Origin of the sequence: Blastopirellula sp. J2-11 (genome assembly GCF_024584705.1) — a bacterium.
In the GTDB taxonomy this organism is placed as follows: Bacteria; Planctomycetota; Planctomycetia; order Pirellulales; family Pirellulaceae; genus Blastopirellula.
Map to the genome: position 1 here is coordinate 6,256,757 of NZ_CP097384.1, position 22,149 is coordinate 6,278,905.

Sequence of the window (22,149 nt, forward strand, 5' to 3'; positions counted from 1 at the left end):
TACTCGATGTTGGACCACCAACGATGAACCGTCTGACCTTACTCTCGTTGCTCTTGGCCGCCAACTTCCTAGTTGGATGCCAAACTTGGCGCCCTTGGCGCCAAAAAACGACCGTCGAATCGATGGAGTCGGAATCTGCCGACGAAAAAGAGGCGCGGACCTCGATGGATTCGGTGACGGAAGAAGTCTCTGGGTTCTCCCAAGCATTCCGCGGAGACGGCGGCGGCGACAGTGGAACCGGCTTGAGCAGTCGCTCACGCGATATTGAAAAACGACTCGGCTACAAGTAGCGGTTCAACGCTAGTTCGATTTGGTCGTCTTGCTGGCGCCGGCTTCGACTGTCGTATCTCCAAGCAACCAATTGCGCGCCTCTTCCACTGTCCGGAAGAGACCGCCGTTCACTAATGCGCGATTCCTGAGAACTGTCTCGACGAACTTCAACTGTTCAAATTTATCTGGGTCGGGTGCAACCCACGCAATTCGATGCTTCCAAGTAACGCCGGCCTCTTGGAAGACCTCGATGTGCTTAAAGCTGTCCATCGTCGACAATTCGCCTTGCGTCTGCGACTGTCCCAAGATGTTGTTGCAGTCATACTTCTGACAAGCGGCGATGATTTTCTTCCACAACGTCATGGAACGCGCATAGGAATCGGCGCCTGTCGTGACGACTGAAATATAGTCGCCCATGAACTCGATGAAGTCTTCGTTTTTCATCAACCTGATTCCTTCCAATGCGGTTCGGCGTCTCCCTGGCTGTTTCGTGCAGAGTTTTCTACTTGCCCGAAACTGTACCTCAACGTTGGGGTAGCTCTGGATGAAGAACGTCGCAATCCGCGGTTTGCCAACCCACGCTTTCTGTCAGCCTAAACTACGGATCGCCGCAAATTCAATTCTATGCGACTCCGGTTTACAAAAAAGAGGATAAACGCTCCCAGCCCCATATGGTTCCCTAATCGCCCCCTAACGGCACTAATTTCCATACGTCGATTTATGCAATTTTGCGCGCCGCTATTCGCTCTTTTTGTTGTTATGGGAGCCTCAAGTTCTGTTAAATTTATTGCTTTTCATCTAGGTCGCCGATAACCTTTAGCGAGGATGCTGGACTGCACGTTCTCATCATTTTTCTTTTCGTTGCGATATTTACCTTTGGTATTGGGTTGCAATCATGCGCCGAAACAGCACGTTCTCATTTAAAAAGTCCGGTTTTACGCTTGTCGAATTGCTCGTTGTGATCGCAATCATCGGCGTCTTGATCGCTCTGTTGTTGCCGGCGGTGCAGCAAGCTCGCGAGGCGGCTCGGCGGATGCAATGCACCAACAACCTGAAACAATTGACGCTGGCGTTGCATAACTACCACGATGTCAATCAAAATTTTCCCATGGCCGCCGCTTCTGACAGTGGCCGCATTGGGTTGCTGTGCCGCCTGCTTCCCTTCATTGAGCAGCAGAATCTGTACGACCAGATCGAATACGGAACTAGCTACCAGGCCAATTTCGATTTGGCCGCATACCGGATCGATGGCTTCTTATGCCCTAGCGGTACGTTTGAGCAATCAAATTTCCCCGTCGTGGGCGGAGATGAAGAAGATACGTACACGACGCATTACTATGGCAACGCCGGACCGATAGGGACCAACACGCTGACCGGCGTCGCCTATCAACAAGACGCAAGCACATTTGGAGCTATCGCAAAGGAAGGTATTTTCTACGCTCGCAACTGTACTTCGTTTCGTGACATCCAGGATGGAACAAGCAATACGCTTGGTTTTGGAGAAATCTCCTTTGGGAAATACGTCAACAATCGCGCCTGGACTCGCGGTTCACTTCAATACAATGCAACCAACGTCGCGTTGTTAGACACCAAGACTCATTCCCAGCCGATCAATTACGGGAAAAACGGCGCATCCCTCTCTTTCAATACCGGCTACGGCAGCGAGCACCCAGGCGGTGCTAACTTCAGCATGATGGACGGATCGGTCCGCTTTCTTCCCCAGACGATCGACATGACGATCTATCGCGGGATCGCAAGTCGCGCCGGGGGTGAAGTGAGTTCCGTAAACTAAGCGGCCTGAAAGCTGCAGATCGGATGGAAGATTAGATGATGCAAAAATCGTATTCCCTACTCGCCGCAGTCTTGGTTGCGAGCCTGCTGTTGAGCGGTTGCCAACACGAAGAAATCTCGCGACATCGAATTTCCGGCACGGTGACGTACCATGGAAAACCAGTACCCGCCGGCGCGATCTTCTTCGAGCCGGACGCATCGCAAGGGAACTCGGGCGCTCCGTCCTACGCCCAAATCAAGGACGGCAAGTTTGACACCGCCGCAGATGGAATTGGTTTTATCGGCGGCCCGCATCTTGTGACGATCGAAGCGTTCGACGGCAAAGTCACCAACGGCTATGCCCCGCAAGGCGCGCCGCTGACCAAAGGCAAGAACTATGTTAAGAAGTTTGACTTCGCGCAGGGGGATGTCGAACTCGACATCGAGATGACGGAGGTCGTGAAGTAGCAACTGACTGAAGAGCAGCAGGCTCGATCACAAAACCAAGATTTTGCAAGGGTCCCGCCAAAGGGCCCTTTTTTTATTTCGAAATCTCGAAAATAAAGTCCGGAAACACAAGCTACGGCCAATGTGTTAACCAGCGTTTTTCACGCAAAAATGCGTGGTCCAATTGTGTGCTGATCGCTTTCTCGAGCCCAATGGTGGCTCCAAGAATTGCAATTCTTCCCAGAAGCGCTCGATTCGATCTTTGCAGCAGGATGCCAAGCTGCTAGGCGAACGGATGCATCCCCGTCACTAACCGCCAATTAGGGCATTTGCGGAATCCGCGGCGGTCTCTATTTTGAAAAACGCTCCAGTTTTCTCTTTATCTGTCGTCGTTTTTTCGACCAGAATTCTCATCTCATTTCGCTCTATCGGGAGTTTTTTATGTCTCGAATCTTTCCATCCTTTGTATCCCGGCGTGGTTTTACGTTGGTCGAACTGCTGGTCGTGATCGCGATCATCGGCGTGTTGATCGCTTTGTTACTGCCGGCGGTTCAGCAAGCCCGCGAAGCGGCGCGGCGCGCCCAGTGCACCAACAACATGAAGCAGCTGACGTTGGCGACTCACATGCACATGGACACGTATCCCGACTGGTTCCCGCTGGGCGCAATGAACGGCGCCAACAATCCGACCAAAGTGGAGAACGGCAATTCTTACTCGCGAATCACCTGGCACGTTTTGCTCTGGCCCTTCATCGAGCAGACCGCGTTGTATGACAACTACGACCTCAATCAGCCGTTTTACGCCACGCCGAACATCGATCAACTGCGCGTTCCCGTCAACGCTTACTACTGTCCTTCGGATCAGGTCGGCGCCGTTCAAGGCCCCGCGGCGGATCCTACATACTGGCGCGCGATGGGGAACTATGTCGGCAACATGGGCAACACCCATTTGCATCAAAATGGGGCCGACCAGGCGATCTTCAACGGTTCGCCATTCGGCGTTCGTCACTCCTATCGTATGAGCCAGATAATCGACGGCACTTCCAACACAGCCTGCTTCTCAGAGATCATCATCGCGTCGGCCAATACGGTGAATGACAACCGCGGGGACATTCTTAACGATGAAGGAAGCCCCGGTTTCATGTCGATCTTGACCCCCAATTCATCGAGCCCGGACCAATGTCGCCAATGCAAAGCGTCGGCGATGGACGTTAATCACAACGACTATCGCTCGATTCCATGTACCATCGCCGCCGACAACTCCGAGATGCAAATCGCCGCGCGGAGCCGTCATCCAGGCGGCGTGATCGTCAGCATGTGCGACGGCTCGGTGCGCTTTGTTGGTGAGACGATCTCGCAATCGGTATGGCAAGGCGTGTTATCCGGACGCGGCGGCGAAGTAGTTCAGCTTCCGTAGTCCCACACCTTGCTTTCGCCCGTCTCGGCGCGGCGCTGACCTTCGCGGTTTAGCGCCCCTAGGCAGGCGTTAAACTCCCTTATCTATTTGCGAGGCAATATCATGCGAACCCCAATGCTTACGACCGTTCTTGTCGCTGCACTGTCGCTGCTTTCGATCGGCTGCAGCAGCGAAGCAAAGTCCAACGAAGTAAAAGTGAGCGGCAAAGTGACGATGGACGGACAACCGATCGAAATCGGCTCCGTATCGTTCGTCTCCGCTGACGGCGCAACACCGACCGGCGGCGGTAATATCAAAGACGGAACCTACGTCGCATTTGTCGCGCCCGGCGAAAAGAGGGTGATGGTGCTCGGCAACAAACTGGTCGGGAAGGAAAAGTTGTACGACACGCCCGACAGTCCGACGCGCGATAAGTACGAAAAGGTGACGCCGCCAGAATACAACGCGTTTGAACTGACGCCGTTGACCGCTTCCATCAGCGGAGCACAGGACGACCTCCACTTTGAGTTAACGAAGAAGGTAAAAGCGCGACGCTAAACCTGCATCTGCGGACTTCATGCCAACAACCAGAAGACCGCGGAAGGTGGATTCCTGACGTGGTCTTCTTCATTTCGAATCGTGTGATTCGAGCAATCGCGCGAAGTTTTTCTTCAAAAAAAACAGCCGCCCGAAACCCTGCTCAATTTGACCGACTTCTTTTGCCGCACCCTAACGACGCCGAAACGCACCTAAGCAAACAGGCTGCAAATGGATATCTTCCATAGGCTGCTCTTCGGCGCTGTTTGAGTTCACTGCCGAGCGTTTCAACGCTTCTATCAAGTGTGCTTCACCGCAACCAATTCAATTTTGGATTGACCCTGCTATACGCCAAAGTTAGTTTGTCACTACCCTCCCCATGCGCAGCAGTTTGCCCCAATCGGCTCGAAATGTGCGCTTCTTATTCGTTCAATTTTTTTCTGTTGTCGCATCGTATTTAAGGGAATGTCATGATTCATTCTTTGTTGGCGCGTCGTGCTCGACGCGGTTTTACGCTGGTCGAACTGTTGGTCGTGATCGCGATTATCGGCGTCTTGATCGCTCTCTTGCTGCCTGCCGTGCAACAAGCGCGCGAAGCGGCGAGAAGGATGCAATGCACGAACAACCTAAAGCAACTGACGCTGGCGACGCACATGCATGCTGATGCGCGCCAAGGCTGGTTGCCGTTGGGCGGTATTGAATGGACCGACAAGCTAGAGGATGGCGGCACCTACGGACGCATTACCTGGATGCAACAACTCTGGCCTTATATCGAACAAACGGCGCTGTACGACGGATACACTCTCAGCGACCCGTTTTACTCCGCCGACAATATTGGCAAATGCCGTGTGCCTGTATCGGCCTATTATTGTCCTTCCGATCAGGTGGGCGCGATGCAAGATCAAACCGACTCGAACTGGCGAGTTTTGGGCAACTATGTCGCCAACATGGGGAACACGCACTTGCATCAGCCCGCGGCTGATCAAGCGGTCTATACTGGCGCCCCCTTTGGCATTCACCACATCTACAAGCTGAACCACATCATCGACGGACTCTCGAACACGGCCCTCTATTCAGAATTGATCATTGCGGCGCCCGGCGGATTGAGCGACACGCGCGGCGACATTTTGAATGACGACGGCTCGCCGGCGTTCATGTCGATTCTAACTCCCAACTCGTCGAGTCCCGATCACTGCGCAGCTTGTAAAGATTCGTCCGAGGATTCCAGCAACAACGACTACCGGACGATTCCGTGCTATGAGGTCGGCACCGGTCCGACGCACAATCAAAGCGTCCAGGTTGCGGCCCGCAGCCGCCATCCCGGCGGCGTGATCGTCGCGATGTGCGACGGTTCGGCTCGCTTCGTCTCGGAAACAATCTCTGAAACAATCTGGCAAGCGGCGGTTTCGAGCCGCGGCGGCGAACCGCAGCAACTTCCGTAATTTGGCGACTGCCATCCACTTCGCCAATCTTTTAACGCGTCGCCGACATCGCTCGTCGGCGCGTTGGAGCGTTCGCAATTCATTCTTTCATCTTAACGCTTGGTGAATTCCCATGATCCGCTGGTACCCACTCTCATTCTTGGCGCTCTTCTGCGCAACCGTCGCAAGCATCGGCTGCGGCGGAGCTCGCACTACCTTTGAAGTCCCCGTCAGCGGCATGGTCACCGTCGCCGGCGAACCGGTCACCAAAGGCGCGATTTCCTTCGTGTCGGTCGACGGCGAAACGCCTGCCGGCGGCGGCAGCATTCAAGACGGCGTCTATCGGGCGCAGGTCCCGCCGGGCGAAAAGATCGTCGTCATCCATGGCAACAAACTAGTCGGCCAACAAAAAGAGTTTCCCGACTTAGAGCAGAGCGCCATGCAAAACATCTATCAAAAGGTAACGCCGTCAGACTACGGCTTCAAACATCTCTCGCCGCTTAAAGTGACGATCGACGAAGCGCAAGAAGGTCTTGACTTCGATCTGCCCAAGGCCAAGAAATAGGAAAACCGCAGCCGAATGGTTTCGACTGCGGTCGTTTCTCTTTCGACCGTTGACTAGGCCGCCGGTTAGTCGCGGCGGCCCATGTAGATCATGATGTAGTACAGCAGCGTCAGCACCGCTTGCAGCGTTGCGGCGACGTAGGTCAACGCGGCGGCGTACAGCATGTTGCGGACCACGTGCATGTCTTCTTGCGGCACGATGTTGAGATCGACCAGGACTCGCTTGGCCCGTGCGCTAGCGTCAAATTCGACAGGCAAGTTGATCAGCTGAAACACAACGACGCAGCCGAACAGCACGATTCCAGCCAGCAGCAAAAAATTCCACTGGAAGATCATGCCGATGATCAACAAGATCCAACTGGCGCTGCTGCCGAAGCTGGCGGTCGGAACGGCCAGATTGCGCAGCACCAACGGCGCGTAATGTTTGGCGTCTTGAATCGCGTGGCCCGCTTCGTGCGCGGCGATGCCGACTGCGCCCAGCGAACGAGATTGATAAACGTCAGGGCTCAGCCGCAACACTTTGGCGCTGGGATCATAGTGATCCGAAAGCTGACCCGGGATTTGTTCAATCCGCACGTCCTGCAAACCGGCCGAATCGAGAATGTGCCGAGCGGCGGCGGCGCCCGACAACGGCGCCGGCTTTTTCATCGCCGACGCGTAAGTCGACTTCAGCCAGATCTGGGCGATAAACGCCAGCAGCAAGGCCGGAGCGATAAACAGAAAATACATCGGGTTGAACCAATACATGGCGTATGTCTCGCCTTTCGATCGTTAACGGAAGTAACTCAGCCGTCTCGCCAGGACTTTTTCTGGCCAGGAGCTATTCGCCATCGGCTGCTCGGAATTATAGGCTCGCAAAATGGCAGGAACAGCTCCTTTCTTCCGTTATGAGCAAGTCACGTTCCACAATCGTCAAATTACCTAAATTACGCATTCGCTAGTTTCTCGCTAGGGCGCATGCTATAACGAAACGTCGGGGTTTTCGTTCTGACCTACTACGATTGAGCCGCTTCTATGTCTTCGGTGCGATATGCCGGATTTTGTCTGGCTTTGGTTTTGGCGCTTCTTTTGGCCGGTACTAGCTGTCGCCCGTCCCTGGCTCCGCCTGCGGGACAGCCGCTGCCGACCGCAGAGGCGGAGATCGATATGGACAAGCTGCGCGATCGAATCGACGCAGTTCTCGACTACACCCTGGCGCAGCGAAAGCTGAACACCAAAGATCACGCCGCCTGGCAGATTTTGCACGGGGCGCTCGCTTACCAAGATGTTTATCCGGTCGAGCACGAAGGAAAATTCGTTTCGGCCGTCGACCATCTCTTGCAGGGAGGCAAGATGACCGGCTGGACGATGGAGCGCGGTTCGCCGCTCCCGTTTGTCGGCGCGGATGGAGAAAAGCGCGTTGGACTACGAGCGTTGCTAGAACAAGGTTCCAAAACGGGCCAAGGTCACAACGACCAATGGCTCGCCATCTTGTCGCAGTGCGACCTTCCGCCGGAAACGACAATTCAGTTTGACGGTCACGAGTACACGATGGCCGACTTCATCGGTCAGGTGCAGCTCGACCTGTCGCGCAACTTTGATCGTGAATACAGCTGGACGTTGATCTCGTTGACCGCCTACTTGCCGACCACGGCGTCATGGGTTGACTCGACCGGCAAACAATGGAGCATCCCCGCTCTGGTTCAATCCGAAGTCGATCAAGGCTTTGGCAGCGGCGCCTGCGGGGGTACGCATCGCCTGATCGGTCTTTCGATGGCCCTCAATCGCCATACGGCGCAAGATGGCGAAATGACCCCAGAGTGGGTCGCCGCCGATGGGCGAATTCAGGAAGCGATTACCAAAGCGCGCGATTACCAAAACCCAAACGGTTCGCTCAGTAGCAACTACTTCGGCCGGCCAGGCAGTTCGCCCGATCTGGCCGAAGATATCGGCACCACGGGACACACGCTCGAATTTCTTTCGCTCTCTCTGACCGAAGACCAACTGCGAGAACCTTGGGTCGCCCGAGCGGCGCAGCACATGTGCAAGGTCTTTGAGCAAACCGAAGGAGCTCCGCTAGAATGCGGCGCTCTCTATCACGCAGCTCATGGCTTGGTGCTTTATCGACAACGCGCATTTGGACCGCGCGAGTACAAGTTCGATTTGACGTCTGGCCCCAAAGACCAAGAAGAAGTCGCCGCCAAGTAAGCCGAATCGGCTAATCTCGACGTCCCAATCGCAATCGTTTGGTGCTGCGATCGGCGATGCGGCGGTACTCGACCTCGACATCATCGCCGGGATTGAGCGAAGCGACGGCGGCCAACACGTCGCCGCGACTATGCACGTCGCGGCCATTCACCTTGGTGAGCAAATCGCCTACGCGAAAGCCGATCTCGGCCGCAGGTCCGCCAGCCCGAACGTCGGTCACTTCGACTCCGTTTTCCACCTGACGGATGGTCATCCCCAACTGAGGACCGGCGCCGATGAGCCAGTCGCCGAAGACTTCGTTCCGTTTCAGGCGATCCATCTGCTTCCGAACGGGGTAGGGATTAACGATCACCGGCGATCCTCCGCTCAGCATTTCGACGCACAGCCCGCCGAGCCGCTGTTCGATCTCGATCGCTCCTTGCCCAATCGCAAACGGAAAGCTGGGAGGCGTGGTCCAAATCGCGCCAAAAAAGTCTCCTTCTTTGCGAACGACTTCGGCGGCCGGCTTTTGCTTAGCGTCGATGCCGACCGCCAACAGGATCTGCTGCCGCTCGTATTTTTCGCGATGGGTCAACTCAATCCAGGGCCAACGATCCTCCTGCGGCGGCTTGTCGGTGATCTGCAGCAGTCCCAGATCATGCTCACGGTCGACGCCAAAGGTCTTGCCTGCAAATGTTTGCCCATCCGCGGTGGTAATTTTGACGTCGCGCTGAGCGGGAAAGACTTGATGCCCTGGCGCGATCACCCATCCTTCACGCTCGTGGATAATAAAGCCGCGCCCCTGTTGATCGTCTCCGTAGTCGATGGTCACCGACGCGGCGAGCGCCCGTGGCAAGTTTTGCTCTCGGCGATCGCTCCAGTTCTCCCAGTTGTTGCGATCAGGACTTGGCGCGACGATCAACTCGTAGTCCGAATGCCGGCGTCCGAGATAGAAGTGGTCGAACAAACAAGGCCCGCCATCGACGACTCGCAGCGCGATCCCGGTGACTTGGATGTCTCCAAAATTGGCGAAAGGATCGGCGAAACCGATCTTCCACTCTTCCTTCAGATCGCTCCCTTCCAACACGACATAGCCAGGCTCTTTTTTCGAGCCTTTGCCCAACCGATATATGGCCGGCGTTTCGTCGTCTCCATCGTGCAACAGCCGGATCTCGATCTGCCCCCCTCCTTCTTTGCGATAGGCGAACCGGAGAAAGCGTAACTCGCCTAGCGCCGATCGTTCGGTGATCACCAGCGGCGGATCGAACTTGGCCACTTCGACAAATTCGCCCGGTGCGATCCGCAGCGCCGGAGCGCCGATCATGCTGGGCGAATCAACCAACTCGACATTCGCTTTTGCGCCGGTGAGAGTTTTCATCTCGGCGACTTCTTCGGCAGTTGGATCCTCCAACAATGCGATCAACGTCATGCGTTCGGGACCGACGGCGATTTCGCGCCAATCGATCGGCATGCGAGCGTCGCAAGGGAACTGACGTATGATCACTTCGACCGGACCGCTCCTGCCCCCCAACGCAACATATCGGGGCGTTTGGCCAGACTCATGCCGCTGGCTCTCGGGGATTTCGCCTTCAAATGCGGTTGCGCCATCGAGCGACACTTCCAAGCGGGGTGCAGCGCCAAAATTTCCCCAACGATCGGTCGTGATCGTCAGCCAACGATCGTCCGCCGACAGGTCGACCGTGCGGCGCAGCTCAAACGGCTTGTGGATCGCCAGCGCCGCTAAGCGCCACTCGATCGGCTCGCGATCGACATCCCGGCGCATATTGACAATCCGAATCTCCCCTTCCGGTTGCGGCGCAACGGCCCAACCTTCCCAAGCGGTGATTTGCTGAATCGCTCGCAATCGCACTTCCTTTTCCAGCAACTCGCGATCGAGCTGAAACTGCGGCTCCAGCCAATTGGTCAAGTCGCGAATATCAAACGGATCAGCGCCGTCAGGGCGTTTCTCATGCACGGGATCGACTTCCAAGTGAAGCTGTTTCGCCTGTTTGTCGGCCGTCCAGGTGAGCGCGCCGCTGTTGATCACTTCTTTCGAGCCAACAATCAACGGGCTCTCGAACAGCCGCTCGCCATCTAAAAAGATGCGCGCTTGCACGCAGCCACCGTCGCGGGCCGCATAGTCCAATCCGATCCGCGTTTGAAATCCGCGCACCAGCGGCGACAACGGCACGCTAATTTTGCTGGCCGCCAAAACGCCCAGCCCCCAGCCGAAGAGTTCGTCGCCTGTGCGGAGCGGGCCGCCGACCACGCTGCGATTGTTGCGCGTCGGCCAGCCATTTTCTGAGAAGTAGGCGCCGCTGCGATCTTCGCTGTGGGCGAAACGAACCAACGGCGGGCGATCTGGAGCAAAGCTGCGGCGCAAATAGCTGCGTGCGTTCGGAATCCAAAGCACATCCAGCGACCACGCCGGTTGCATCGCATGGACCCAGCGATCACTTTGGTTGTTGTCTCCTTGCGAGTCGGCGTCGAACCGCTGTAGCGACGTGGTCGCGACCAGACCGTCTGTCGATTCCCATTGCAACAACCGGGAAGTGCGCTGCTCGCTGAAACCGTTCGGCAGCAGCATGCCAAGTTCGTCGAGATAAACGTCCCAACTGTCCAATTCCGGCATGTGGAGTTCGGCCAGCTCGTCAAACCGAGCGACTCGACGTCCGTTGGCCAACAGCAGATGAGCGTCGCCGTCGACCAGCCGAATCGCGCGAAAGCGGACCTTGCGGCCATCGCGATAGTAAATCGTCGACGGCTCGTACCGATCGACAGGACCTCCTCGTTTCCAGATGATCTTTTTGACAAAGCGATCGAGAACGCGGACCGAGTAATCAATCCGCTCATCGCCAGGGCGGCGAATATCGATCGTCGGCTGCACTTCAAAGTGGGACGGTACGACCGAGCCTTGGACGGCGATGGTCGGCACGTAGCGCGTTACATCACCGGGCAAACGATCGCCGCTCACCAGTTCAATATAGGCGGCTGGAGTTTCGCTGGGCTGCAGTGAGCGATCCAGCAGCCACCGCATCGAATTATCGCCGTCGATCAGAGTTCGACCGGCAAGTTGCGGCAGCGCGTTATTTGAGTACCAGTTGCGAATTTGATCGTCGACTAGGCGGTCCCCATTCTCCATCTGCGCCAGATATCGCTTTGCAGGCTCATCGGCAGCCGACAAAAAATTTGCGCCAGCGAGAGCCAACAGAACGGAGAAAGTGAATCGAATCGAAAACGTCATAAGCGCGATCTGGATCGATGGAATCAGGGAAGGGGAAGCAAGTTCGCCGAGCGCCGCAGCACTAGTTTATCAACATCGTATGAGCGCTGCCCGCAAATGGTTACGACGCCGATGGCCGAGAAAACGGCGTTTTGCCTGGCCATGCCGAAATTCTGGCTTCTCTGAGCCGACCCCGCTACAATGGCCGGCGTAAATACCCCAGCCGGATGGAGTGAGTCGCGCCGATGAGCCTTCTCCCAGACCAGTTTGAAGATCCAGCATTTCGCGCCAAGTTGCGACTGGCGCTCGTCTCCGGCGTTGGTCCGCGAACCTCTCAGACGCTGCTAGAGCGGTTCGGAACGCATGCAGGCGTGCTGGCCGCTTCGCGCAGCGAACTAGAACGCGTGTCCGGCGTCGGGCCCAAGCTTAGCCAAAAAATCACGACGGCCGGCGAGATCGACATTGACCGCGAGATCTCGCTGTGCGTCGATTTTGGCGTCGACATCATGGCGCTGGAGGATGCTCGCTATCCGCACTTACTGACCGAGATCCCCGACCCGCCGAGCATTTTGTTTTTGCGCGGCGATCTTTCGCCGGCCGACGCAATGTCGGTCGCGATCGTCGGAACGCGACATGCTTCCAGCTATGGCCTGGCGCAGGCAGAGCGCTTTGGCTACGAACTGGCGAAAGCCGGCTTTACCGTGGTCAGCGGACTCGCGCGCGGAATTGACGCCGCCGCCCATCGCGGAGCGCTGCGCGCCGGCGGGCGCACCATCGCTTTTCTCGCCAGCGGTCTGCGTAGCATCTACCCACCGGAACATGAAACCTTGGCGGACGAAGTCGCCGAACAAGGAGCGCTGCTGAGCGAATCTCCGCCGCTGGCCAAACCGCTAAGCGGCGCCTTTCCGCAGCGCAATCGCCTGATCACCGGCATGAGTCTCGGCGTGATCGTGGTCGAAGCGGCGACGCGTAGCGGCGCACTTATCTCGGCCCGCTGCGCCATGGAGCAAGGCCGCGAGGTCTTCGCGATCCCGGGTCGCATTGATAACCCCAATGCCCGCGGTTGCCATCGATTGCTGAAAGACGGCGCCAAGCTCGTCGAGTCGATTGACGACGTGCTGGAAGAACTGGGGCCCCTCTCGCAACCGGCGAAAACCGCAGATGGCAAAACGATTCATGCTCCGATCGAACTGCAACTGAACGAGATGGAAACCGCGATCATGCAAGCGTTGGCCGATGGTCAGCCGACCGATATGGATTCGGTGGTCAGTCGTAGCGGACTGCCGATCCAAAATGTCTTATCCACGATCTGCGTCCTTGAGATGCGGCGGCTTGTCCGACGCCTGAGCGGAGTCAGCGTCCAACGGGCCATCTGATCGGCTCATCTGGTGCGACTTTGGCGCGCTGCTCGGCTGTGACTCTGGAGACTTCGGCGAGTCGCTGATGGTGATGAGAAAGATATACTGTTCGGGGTGTTTTTCGCTCATGCCCCCCAATGTAGCCCTTGGGGGCGCCAACTAGCTGTCACTCTCAACGCAACTGTTCCGTCAGTACCGGTATTTCTACCGCTGGCAAGCGGCGTCTAACCCTGCGATGATTCAGGCTTTAACGACTATGCCGATCTCGCAAGGTCGATTCGAACCGGACGCGGCTCGCTGGCAGTTCGCCGCACGTTTGCCGCCGCGAGCGGCCGATGAAAGAAGTGACATTTCCCACTTTTGATTTGCCCCCCGACTTGCTTCCGCTATGAACGACTCCGCCGCGATCCAAGAGGACTTCGCGACCTTCGTCGCTTGGTCGCTTGCTGAATTAGGCGTTGTCGTCGTCGATCAGGGGGATGGTTTCTTTTTGGCCAGCGCGACCAATCCCCAGGCCGAATGGCCGCCGGCCGAGTTTCGCTTTCGAATCGGTTCGCAGGGAGAAGAGGCCGATCACGGCGCGGTTGTCATCAGTCCCGCCGGGACGCTCTGGCAAGACATTCTCCGCCGACTCGAACAGTTAGAGCCAGCTCCGCAATCGGCCCCAAGGGACGAGCCTTCCGGCGTTCCGGCATTGGCCGAAGCGTTATTCGCTCCGTACGTGATCGAAGAGGGAAAGTGTCAATTGGGCGGCTGCCGTCTCGAAGAACGCCCACTCTTGCGCATCACAACGATTCCTGCCGACGATTCGCCAGTAAAGCACCATTTTTTTTGGCGCACGGGAGAACTGCTAAGCAGCCACGAGATTATCGCTTTCGGGCTGAAGGATTTGACGCCGCACCTGGCTTACACGCGTGACGCTCGAGCGAGCGTTCAGATTTTGCTAGAGCAATCGCATGATCGAATCCAAGAGGAGCAGGGGAGCGAACGAAAATTGGCGACGATCGTTTGGTGCAAATATGCGATCGGCAAGATCGACATCTTGATCGGAGACGCCGCAACCAGTTTGCCGTTTGAAGGCTGGGCGCGGCATTACGTCTCAGGAGACGTTTCGCCTCCACGGTTCCATTGCGATGCGACCGGACGTATCGGCTATCATCTGGCGGCGACCGACAACGGCGTGATCGCTCCGGTCGAGTCGATCGCAACGTGCGAGCTGACCGGCCGGCGCGTGCTTGAGTCTGAGCTCGAAACTTCGGTCGTCAGCGGAAAACGAGGCTGCAACGATCAATTCGCGACTTGTCCGGCCAGCGGCGATCGATTACTGACGACCGAATTGCAAAGCTGCACCAGTTGCGGACAACAGGTTTCGCCGCGTGCGCTGCGCGGCGGCGTCTGCCGCGTTTGTCGCAACTTGCGATCGATCAGCAAAGACGATCCGACCATGGCCCGAATCTTGGATGTTTATCCCGGACTGGACCAGTGGGGGAACTGGCGATTGGGAGAATCGCAAGATGCGTATGTACTGCGCGGCGGCGGATGGTGGAACGAGATCCGTTTGACGCTCGATCTGGCCTCGCTGCAACCGCATCGAGCCCAAGAACGGACGAAAGTCGTCGGTCGCTGGCGTCCGCTGCCCGATGTCGAATGGCGACGTCTGTTCGAGAAGTAGCTCTACTACTCTATCCCCGTTTGCGTTTGCTGCCCAACACGGCGGCTCCGGCGACGATCGCCATACCGACCAAGCCGACGCCGAAGCAGGCCAGCGCAAAGTTAATTCGATTGCCGCGAATGATATTGATCATTTCATTGCGCGTGCGGAAGTCGCGAATCTTTTCGAGATAGCCCTTCTCGGAGAATTCTCCCCACATCTGGACCAATTGTTCCGCCGGCAACTTCTGGAATTCGGACTCGACCTGTTCTGTGGGAAATGGCTCGACAACCGCCGCTTCCGGCAATCTCATCAAAATGTAGCCGCCCATCCCAAACCCCAGCAACAGCACGACAAACCCGACGGCGAAGAGGAGCCCAGCGGCGCGGTTCCATTCGCCGGACGCGGCCAATGGTCGGCTCTTCGAATCCGCTTCGTACAGCGGTAAGGATCGCAGCTCGCGCAGCGGCGGTACTTCTACCGTTCGACCGCTCGGGGTTTGAATCAGTTCCCCGGCTTGGGTCGAGTTGACGACAACTTGCTCACCTTCATCGGTCGTAAGCAGATATTTCAGCATAGATACGGACAGGCTAGCGAGAAGATGGAATCAAAGGCGATGCGTGTAAACTACTATCTTAAATCGAAAACTACCGGCGTGCGTCGCTCAAACGGCGGGATTCCCGTTTTTCGCTGATTCTTTACCCCGGCGCCGCCGATCCGCGATTTCCCCACCAGGGCAAACTGATCCCTCCGTCGATCAACAAAGTGGCCCCGGTCATGTAACTATTGGCCGGATCGCATAGAAAAGCGATCGCTTCTCCCATCTCTTCCGGCGTGCCAAGTCTTCCCAGTGGAATTTTGGAGCCGCCGGTTTCCAACGTCTCCTCCGACGCGAATTTTCGCTCGCCTGGAGTATCCGTCCAGCCAGGCTGACAAATGTTCACTCGAATGCCAAACTCGGCGACTTCGATCGCAGCCGTTTTGGCCATGTGATCGATCGCCGCTTTGGACATGTTGTAAGCCATCGCTCTAGGAGCTGGAATAAACGCGTGGGGCGAGCTGACGAAGGTAATCACTCCTCCGTTTCCCTGCTTCATCATCTGCTGAGTCGCCGCATGCAGCAGATGAAAAGCGCCCCACATGGTGACATCGATCGTCCGGCGAAATCCGTCGAGATCGGCCTCAAAATACCGCTGTCGATCGCTGTAAGCGGCGTTGCTGACGGCCACATCAAGACTGCCGAACCGCGCGACGGTCTGCTCTACCATCTTCTGCACCGACTCTAGATCCGAAACGTCCCCCTGGATGGCGATCGCCTGGCCGCCTAATTGCTCAATTTTCTCGACGACTTCGGCCGCTTTTTCTGGCTGAGAGCGATAATTGACGGCAATGCTGGCTCCGCGCTTGGCGAGTGCGATCGCTGCGGCGCGACCGATTCCGATGCTGGCTCCCGTGACAAGAGCGGCTTTTCCAGCAAGATTGAGCGAATTCATCCGTAGCAACTCCCGAATGTCGAGAAAAAAAAGAGGGGGGGCGTCTATGCTATCGAGCCCGATTGCGGCAAACAACTAGCGGACGTAACGGGTCCGATAGCGCGAAATATCAACCGTAATGTTGTCGATTGTCGCATGGATGAGAATCCGCCACGCCTAGGAAGTCTGGGTAATTTCGGCGGAAGTAAAATTCGCGACCTGCCGCAGCAGGAAATCCAAACTAAACTCTAGACCGAGCGGGTCCCCTAGTTAAAATTTAGAGACTGCAAAATTGAACAGAAGAAGTAGAGCAGCGCAAAACAGTTCCCATTTCGCTCCCTTAGCGACATCTTACCGCCGCGGCGATGGATTGAGGAAGACGCTCAAATCCGAAGATGGAATACCAAGGGCCGCTAAATAGGTAGACGGAGGGGATTGCTGATTCGCTTTCGGTTCACCGCAGGTTATTGCGTCTTCCTAAGTCGTCGCATTCGGTCCAATTTGGCAGCAGAATTGTCTTTCGTTGTCAATCACCCCATAATTAGGTGGACAATGCGCGTTCGACGCAAGGAAAACTCGTGGAAACCGAACAATACGTTTGATTAGAATAGATGGCATAACCGATTCCTTAATATCCGCGATGCGTATTGGGGATATCAGTGAAGCGGAAAACAGCGGAACAGGCTTGTCATTCATGCGGGGTTTGTGAACAGAACCAATGGATGGCGAGTTTGGGGTGATTAGGCAATATTTGATTGGGCATTTGCGACATTGAACAAGCAGTTCGATTTCCTTTTGTCAAATTGGATGGGCAGGATGCCATCGCAAGACTCAAGAGTTGGCGGACGTAGCACGTAGGAAAAATACGGCGTCTTGGGGAAGCGGCGTGGTTACGGCAAATGGATCGAGGTCGTAACGCGTTTATGTCTAATCTCTTACCAAATGTCCACGGACGGCAATACGTTACTAGTTCGGTGGTAGACTTGCTTGGTTTGATGCCAAGCCGCCGCGAAACTCAACGAGAGAAGCACTGAGACGAATTGATCCTTTTCACCGCCTCATCAGTAGGTGGATCGCACCATCCGGACGCAACGCCTTGCCGCGTTACCTCGGCGTCGGACGGTGATCAAATTGGGTGGAAAGACGATTGATGATTTTTGGACGCTTCCTCGACTAGGAAATCCCAACTCACGTTTTGGCGAGTGAAGGAGTGCAATGTTGTACGACGCCCTGATTGACGATTTTGAAGACGATGACGCTCGCGTTCGCAGCCCCCGAGATTTCGACGCTTCGGTCGAAGTGTTGGATGGGGATAGCGACGACACCCCCTTGGTCGATGTCGATTCCGACAACGACAACAGCGTCGATGATTCGTCCGACGAATTTCTTGGCGATGACGGCGAGACTTGGTCGGATGACCCGGTCCGCATGTACCTGACGCAGATGGGTGAAATTCCGCTGCTGACCCGTCAGGAAGAAATCTTTCTGGCTCGCAAGATCGAGCTGACTCGCGCCAAGTTCCGCGGCATGCTGCTGGAATGCGATTACGTCATTCAAGACGCGATCAAAGTTCTGCGTCGCGTTCAGGACGGCGAACTGCCGTTCGATCGCACCGTGCAGGTCTCGGTGACGGATCGCTTGGAGAAAGAGCAGATCCTCGGCCGTTTGCCCCACAATCTGAAAACGCTCGATACGCTGCTGAAACGCAACTATCGCGATTACCGCATCGCTACCAGCAAATCGCGTAGCGAAAGCCAACGCGCCGAAGCTTGGGTGCGTCTCGGTCGTCGTCGTCGTCGCTCGGTCAAACTGGTCGAAGAACTCGGTTTGCGTACGCAACGCATCGAATCGAAGATCGGTACGCTCGAAGACTTCTCGAAGCGGATTGACGATCTGAAGGTTCGTATCGACGAGCATAAGAAGGCGAAAGGTCACGAGTCGGAACGAGCCGACTGGATCGCCGAATATCGCAACATCCTGGTCGCCACCCAGGAAACGCCGACCAGCCTGCGTCGTCGCGTCAATCAATTGAAGGTGATCTACTCCGAATATCAGCAAGCCAAACGCGAGCTGTCGGAAGGAAATCTTCGCTTGGTCGTCTCGATCGCCAAGAAGTATCGCAACCGCGGCCTTAGCTTCCTGGACCTGATCCAAGAAGGCAACGCCGGTCTGATGCGAGCCGTCGACAAGTTTGAATACCGCCGTGGTTTCAAGTTCTGTACGTACGCAACTTGGTGGATTCGTCAGGCGATTACTCGCGCCGTGGCCGATCAAAGCCGCACGATTCGCATTCCTGTCCACATGGTCGAGACGATGTCGCGCGTTCGCAACGTCGCTCGCCAATTACTGCAGGAAAAGGGACGCGAACCTACCTTGGAAGAAACGGCCCGTCGCGCCGGCACGACCGTCGAAGAAGCGCGTCGCGTGTTGGCCATGAGCCGCTATCCGATCTCGTTGGACCGTCCGGTCGGCAACAGCGAAGATAGCCAGTTTGGCGATTTGCTGCCCGATGGCGAAGCCGAAAGCCCGGCGATCGGCGCTGCTCAAGAGATGCTGCGGACCCGCATCAGCCGCGTGCTGAAGACCCTCAGCTATCGTGAACGGGAGATCATCAAACTCCGTTACGGTCTCGGTGATGGTTACAGCTATACGCTAGAAGAAGTGGGACACATTTTCAAAGTGACTCGCGAGCGTATCCGCCAGATCGAAGCGAAAGCGGTTCGTAAACTGCAGCAACCAAGCCGCAGCCAAGAGCTGGTCGGTTTCCTCGACTAAGCTTTCCGCTTAGCGCGAAATAACAATCGATAAGCCGACGGCCGCATCTGGCGACGTCGGCTTTTTTTTTGGAATGTGCGTATGTCGATCGGCGAGCCCCCCAATCCATTCCGCTCGCCGGATGACAGCGGCTCGTCCGAAGCCGACCCGGCGACGCCGCCGTCGGTCGCACTCGTCTATCTCTTCTCCGCTCTGCTCACGCTCTTTCAGCTCTGCGTCGCTGTCGCGCTGGCCGTCAATGCGCACGATCGCACCCAGGTCGTCATGCTCTTCCCTTATCTACCGCTGATTTTAGCGGTGGGACTTTGGTTTGGCGGCCGCGCCGTCTGGGCGTCGGCTCGCTACTACCTGGCCTTCGCCACCGTCTCGTCGGCCCTCTTTTTTCTGGGCTCCATGGCGATGGGGCACATTTGGCCCGCCGCCTATGCTGGGGTTAACACGCTGCTTTGCGCTTTGCTCTATTGGGAGCTTGGCCGCTCCGCCGCGCGCGCCTATTTTGGTTTTATCTGTCCACGCTGCGGCGCTGATCGCCCGCGTGGGCTCGACATTCTGCAAATCGAAGTCCGCTGCCGTCAGTGCGACTTTCGCTGGTAACGTAAGGAAATTTCCTTTGTCGAATGACGAAGCGCCAACCGAATCCTCTGCGAGTGCGCTCGATCAAAATCGAGCCGCTTGGGATCGCAAAGTAAGACAGCGCGATCGCTTTGCGCGCCCCGCGAATGACGAAGACTTTCGCGATCCGTTGGCGCTGGTCGATCGCTGGGGTTGGCTCGGCGGCAGTGTCGTTGGTCAGCGGATCCTTTGCCTGGGCGCCGGCGGGGGTCGGCAAGGTCCGCTTTACGCAGCCGCAGGCGCCGTCGTGACCATTGTCGACATCAGTCCCGCTCAGCTCGAACTCGATCGTCAGGTCGCAGCCGAGCGGCGATTGGCGCTGACCACGGTCGAAGCGTCGATGGATGATCTCTCGATGCTCGGCACGGCCGACTTCGACGTCATCATCCATCCGGTCAGCACGTGCTATGTCCCCGACCTCCGTCCGGTCTATGCCGAAATCGCACGGCTGCTGGGTGACGGCGGGCTCTACATCAGTCAGCACAAAACGCCGACCAGCCTGCAAGCCGACATCCGCCGCAGTCCCGGCGGTTACGAGCTGATCGAGCCCTACTATCGCCGCGGCCCGCTGCCGCCGGTCGTCGGCAGTCGCCATCGCGAAGAAGGGACGCTCGAGTACCTGCATCGCTGGGAAGATCTGATCGGGCTGATGTGCCGCACCGGATTCGTGATCGAAGACCTGATCGAACCGCTACACGCCAAAGAAGAAGCCGAGGCCGATTCCTTCGCCGACCGCTGCCGCTACGTCGCCCCGTACGTACGGATCAAAGCCCGCCGTACGGGTCAAACATCCAAGCAAGAGAGCCGCGGCTCGCTCTGGTTGCCAGGCAACTAGCTCTGGCGTGTCGATTTTTTGGACACTTACATCGAACAAACCGACACGCCCAGCCTAGAGACCTTCGTCAGACGAGGATCTCGCTCTGATATTTGGCCGGCATGACGCATAAATGCTCCTAATCTGCCGATTTTGTCGCATGGTACGAAACGTGCTTGCATGTCTTGCCTGGATTTTCTGGAACAGGCAACGGGATACTTTAGCAATGCAACTTCGTCGCGGCTTTACATTGGTCGAATTATTGGTTGTGATCGCCATTATCGGCGTTCTGATCGGTCTCTTACTTCCTGCCGTTCAACAGGCTCGCGAGGCCGCCCGGCGGATGTCGTGTCAGAACAATCTGAAGCAGTTGGCGTTGGCGCTGCACAACTATCATGACACCTACCTTTCATTCCCTTCAGCACGGCTTTCGAGCAGTCCCAAGTACGGGCACATGGTCGGACTGCTGAACTTTATTGAGCAAGGGAACATCGCCGATCAATTTCAACACTCGGCGCCAGGCGGTTTCGCTGACCCATCGCACCAGCCGCTGCAGAACTTGGAAATCGAGATCGTACACTGCCCGTCGAATCCGATTTCCGAACCAATTCGGTTACGCAAGTCAAGCAGCACCGGAAATTCGTATGGCGCCTTTCTTACGACGACCGGCGACACAACTGACCCCAGCGATCCCACAATTCTGACAGGCTACGCGCTTGACTACTGGGTCAATCATACGATTAGCAGCTCCAGCTATAACTTGGTTGCAGTCGGCGGAGGCAGTCCGACGCCGATTTTTAAAGGCGATTTTCCCAAGATGGCGAAGGTGACTGACGGCCTATCCAACACCACGATGCTGCTGGAGCATGCCGGTTATGACCAGCACTTTGTCAAGGGCGTTGGAATGCCGATGCCAGATTCCGACGTGACGTTAGATCAACCCGGCGCTTGGGGCTCGTGGTTGGGATGGTGTGCATTTCAAGCATTCACCTATGACAACTACACTCCTGCAACATATCCGACAGATAGTGCGACGCCAGCTGGTTCTCAATGCGCCGTGAACTGCAACAACTCGCAAGGGCTGTTTGGTTTTCACGCCGGCGGAGCGAATGTCGCGATGGCGGACGGCAGCGTCCAGTTTCTCTCAGAGAGCACCTCTCCTCAAACGTACATGTATATGGTGACGCGCGACAGCGGAGAGGTAATTTCTGATGACAGCTAAAGCGAATCGTCGCCTCCTGCCTGCCTCGGCCTTGTTGTTCGCGGCGGCGTTGCTCTCGGCCGGATGCGGCGAGCCCCTAGACATACAGCACACTGTCTCCGGCAAAGTGCTGGTGAAAAACAAACCAGCGGCCGGATTGTACGTGATGCTTTTCAGATCGAAGGCCGCCGACGCCATAGCCGTCGCTTCGGCGCGAACCAAGGAAGACGGCACCTTTGTGACGCAAGTGAGCGAGCCTGGTCGCTACGGCGTGACATTCTTTTGGCCTTCGATGGTTACTGTTGATGGCGCAATCGAGGAAGGTCCCGATCGGTTTAACAATCGGTTGCGCGATCCGCGACATCCCATGGCAGAAATTGATATTCACGAAGGGGAAAACCAACTGGAGCCCCTCGAAGTGAAATAACGGCGTTCCTCAATCCCTTCTTTCCTTTCCGCTATTTGGAGTTGCG

At 56.6% G+C, this 22,149-nt stretch carries 20 protein-coding genes; 15 read left to right on the forward strand and 5 right to left on the reverse strand.

Annotation, left to right across the window (positions count from 1 at the left end; translation table 11 throughout):
* The first annotated feature begins 23 nt into the window (after positions 1 to 23).
* The gene (locus M4951_RS24880) at positions 24 to 290 is read left to right on the forward strand and encodes a hypothetical protein (protein ID WP_262024296.1); all 267 of its coding nucleotides are present in this window, start codon (positions 24 to 26) and stop codon (positions 288 to 290) included.
* A 10-nt stretch (positions 291 to 300) separates the two neighbouring features.
* On the opposite strand, the gene M4951_RS24885 is transcribed toward M4951_RS24880, so the two are convergent.
* Entirely contained in the window at positions 301 to 714 is a 414-nt protein-coding gene (locus M4951_RS24885) for a hypothetical protein (protein WP_262024297.1), read from the reverse strand.
* A gap of 451 nt (positions 715 to 1,165) precedes the next feature.
* Here M4951_RS24885 and M4951_RS24890 point away from each other — a divergent pair, with 451 nt between their 5' ends.
* The 6 genes from M4951_RS24890 (at position 1,166) to M4951_RS24915 (ending at position 6,405) form a co-directional block, all read left to right on the forward strand.
* Positions 1,166 to 2,062: a DUF1559 domain-containing protein gene (locus M4951_RS24890; protein WP_262024298.1), complete on the forward strand. Its 897-nt coding sequence runs from the start codon at positions 1,166 to 1,168 to the stop codon at positions 2,060 to 2,062.
* A 35-nt stretch (positions 2,063 to 2,097) separates the two neighbouring features.
* Positions 2,098 to 2,508: a hypothetical protein gene (locus M4951_RS24895; RefSeq protein ID WP_262024299.1), complete on the forward strand. Its 411-nt coding sequence runs from the start codon at positions 2,098 to 2,100 to the stop codon at positions 2,506 to 2,508.
* A 420-nt stretch (positions 2,509 to 2,928) separates the two neighbouring features.
* Positions 2,929 to 3,903 (forward strand): DUF1559 domain-containing protein, encoded by a 975-nt coding sequence (locus M4951_RS24900; RefSeq protein WP_262024300.1) that lies wholly within the window; start codon positions 2,929 to 2,931, stop codon positions 3,901 to 3,903.
* A 102-nt stretch (positions 3,904 to 4,005) separates the two neighbouring features.
* Positions 4,006 to 4,440 (forward strand): hypothetical protein, encoded by a 435-nt coding sequence (locus M4951_RS24905; RefSeq protein WP_262024301.1) that lies wholly within the window; start codon positions 4,006 to 4,008, stop codon positions 4,438 to 4,440.
* Positions 4,441 to 4,889: 449 nt separating this feature from the next.
* Complete coding sequence (locus M4951_RS24910) at positions 4,890 to 5,861, forward strand: DUF1559 domain-containing protein (RefSeq protein WP_262024302.1); 972 nt, start codon at positions 4,890 to 4,892, stop codon at positions 5,859 to 5,861.
* A gap of 112 nt (positions 5,862 to 5,973) precedes the next feature.
* The gene (locus tag M4951_RS24915; protein WP_262024303.1) at positions 5,974 to 6,405 is read left to right on the forward strand and encodes a hypothetical protein; all 432 of its coding nucleotides are present in this window, start codon (positions 5,974 to 5,976) and stop codon (positions 6,403 to 6,405) included.
* A gap of 65 nt (positions 6,406 to 6,470) precedes the next feature.
* Here M4951_RS24915 and M4951_RS24920 read toward each other — a convergent pair whose 3' ends face one another.
* Positions 6,471 to 7,151 (reverse strand): zinc metallopeptidase, encoded by a 681-nt coding sequence (locus tag M4951_RS24920; RefSeq protein ID WP_262024304.1) that lies wholly within the window; start codon positions 7,149 to 7,151, stop codon positions 6,471 to 6,473.
* A gap of 267 nt (positions 7,152 to 7,418) precedes the next feature.
* On the opposite strand from M4951_RS24920, the gene M4951_RS24925 reads away from it, so the two are divergent.
* Complete coding sequence (locus M4951_RS24925) at positions 7,419 to 8,591, forward strand: ADP-ribosylation factor-directed GTPase activating protein isoform b (RefSeq protein ID WP_262024305.1); 1,173 nt, start codon at positions 7,419 to 7,421, stop codon at positions 8,589 to 8,591.
* Between the two features lie 10 nt (positions 8,592 to 8,601).
* Here M4951_RS24925 and M4951_RS24930 read toward each other — a convergent pair whose 3' ends face one another.
* A complete protein-coding gene (locus M4951_RS24930; RefSeq protein ID WP_262024306.1) occupies positions 8,602 to 11,814 on the reverse strand; it encodes a PDZ domain-containing protein in 3,213 nt (1,070 codons plus the stop codon).
* A 224-nt stretch (positions 11,815 to 12,038) separates the two neighbouring features.
* On the opposite strand from M4951_RS24930, the gene dprA reads away from it, so the two are divergent.
* Both dprA and M4951_RS24940 read left to right on the forward strand, forming a co-directional pair.
* Positions 12,039 to 13,169, forward strand: a complete 1,131-nt coding sequence (gene dprA / locus M4951_RS24935; RefSeq protein ID WP_262024307.1) for a DNA-processing protein DprA — start codon at positions 12,039 to 12,041, stop codon at positions 13,167 to 13,169.
* Positions 13,170 to 13,539: 370 nt separating this feature from the next.
* On the forward strand, positions 13,540 to 14,823 hold the full coding sequence (locus M4951_RS24940) for a hypothetical protein (protein ID WP_262024308.1): 1,284 nt from the start codon (positions 13,540 to 13,542) through the stop codon (positions 14,821 to 14,823).
* A gap of 10 nt (positions 14,824 to 14,833) precedes the next feature.
* Here the strand turns inward: M4951_RS24940 and M4951_RS24945 are convergent, their stop codons facing one another.
* Together M4951_RS24945 and M4951_RS24950 are read right to left on the reverse strand one after the other, a co-directional pair.
* Positions 14,834 to 15,379 carry a hypothetical protein gene (locus M4951_RS24945; protein ID WP_262024309.1) on the reverse strand — a complete coding sequence of 182 codons (546 nt, stop codon included), beginning with the start codon at positions 15,377 to 15,379 and terminating at the stop codon, positions 14,834 to 14,836.
* Between the two features lie 121 nt (positions 15,380 to 15,500).
* On the reverse strand, positions 15,501 to 16,295 hold the full coding sequence (locus tag M4951_RS24950; protein ID WP_262024310.1) for an SDR family NAD(P)-dependent oxidoreductase: 795 nt from the start codon (positions 16,293 to 16,295) through the stop codon (positions 15,501 to 15,503).
* A 1,194-nt stretch (positions 16,296 to 17,489) separates the two neighbouring features.
* Here M4951_RS24950 and M4951_RS24955 point away from each other — a divergent pair.
* The 5 genes from M4951_RS24955 (at position 17,490) to M4951_RS24975 (ending at position 22,103) form a co-directional block, all read left to right on the forward strand.
* Positions 17,490 to 19,049, forward strand: coding sequence for a sigma-70 family RNA polymerase sigma factor (locus M4951_RS24955; RefSeq protein WP_262024311.1), 1,560 nt, complete (start codon positions 17,490 to 17,492; stop codon positions 19,047 to 19,049).
* An 81-nt stretch (positions 19,050 to 19,130) separates the two neighbouring features.
* The gene (locus M4951_RS24960; RefSeq protein ID WP_262024312.1) at positions 19,131 to 19,643 is read left to right on the forward strand and encodes a hypothetical protein; all 513 of its coding nucleotides are present in this window, start codon (positions 19,131 to 19,133) and stop codon (positions 19,641 to 19,643) included.
* A gap of 16 nt (positions 19,644 to 19,659) precedes the next feature.
* Positions 19,660 to 20,496 (forward strand): class I SAM-dependent methyltransferase, encoded by an 837-nt coding sequence (locus M4951_RS24965; RefSeq protein WP_262024313.1) that lies wholly within the window; start codon positions 19,660 to 19,662, stop codon positions 20,494 to 20,496.
* Positions 20,497 to 20,701: 205 nt separating this feature from the next.
* A complete protein-coding gene (locus M4951_RS24970; protein ID WP_262024314.1) occupies positions 20,702 to 21,697 on the forward strand; it encodes a DUF1559 domain-containing protein in 996 nt (331 codons plus the stop codon).
* Positions 21,698 to 21,842: 145 nt separating this feature from the next.
* Positions 21,843 to 22,103, forward strand: coding sequence for a hypothetical protein (locus tag M4951_RS24975; RefSeq protein WP_262024315.1), 261 nt, complete (start codon positions 21,843 to 21,845; stop codon positions 22,101 to 22,103).
* The last annotated feature ends 46 nt before the right edge of the window (positions 22,104 to 22,149 follow it).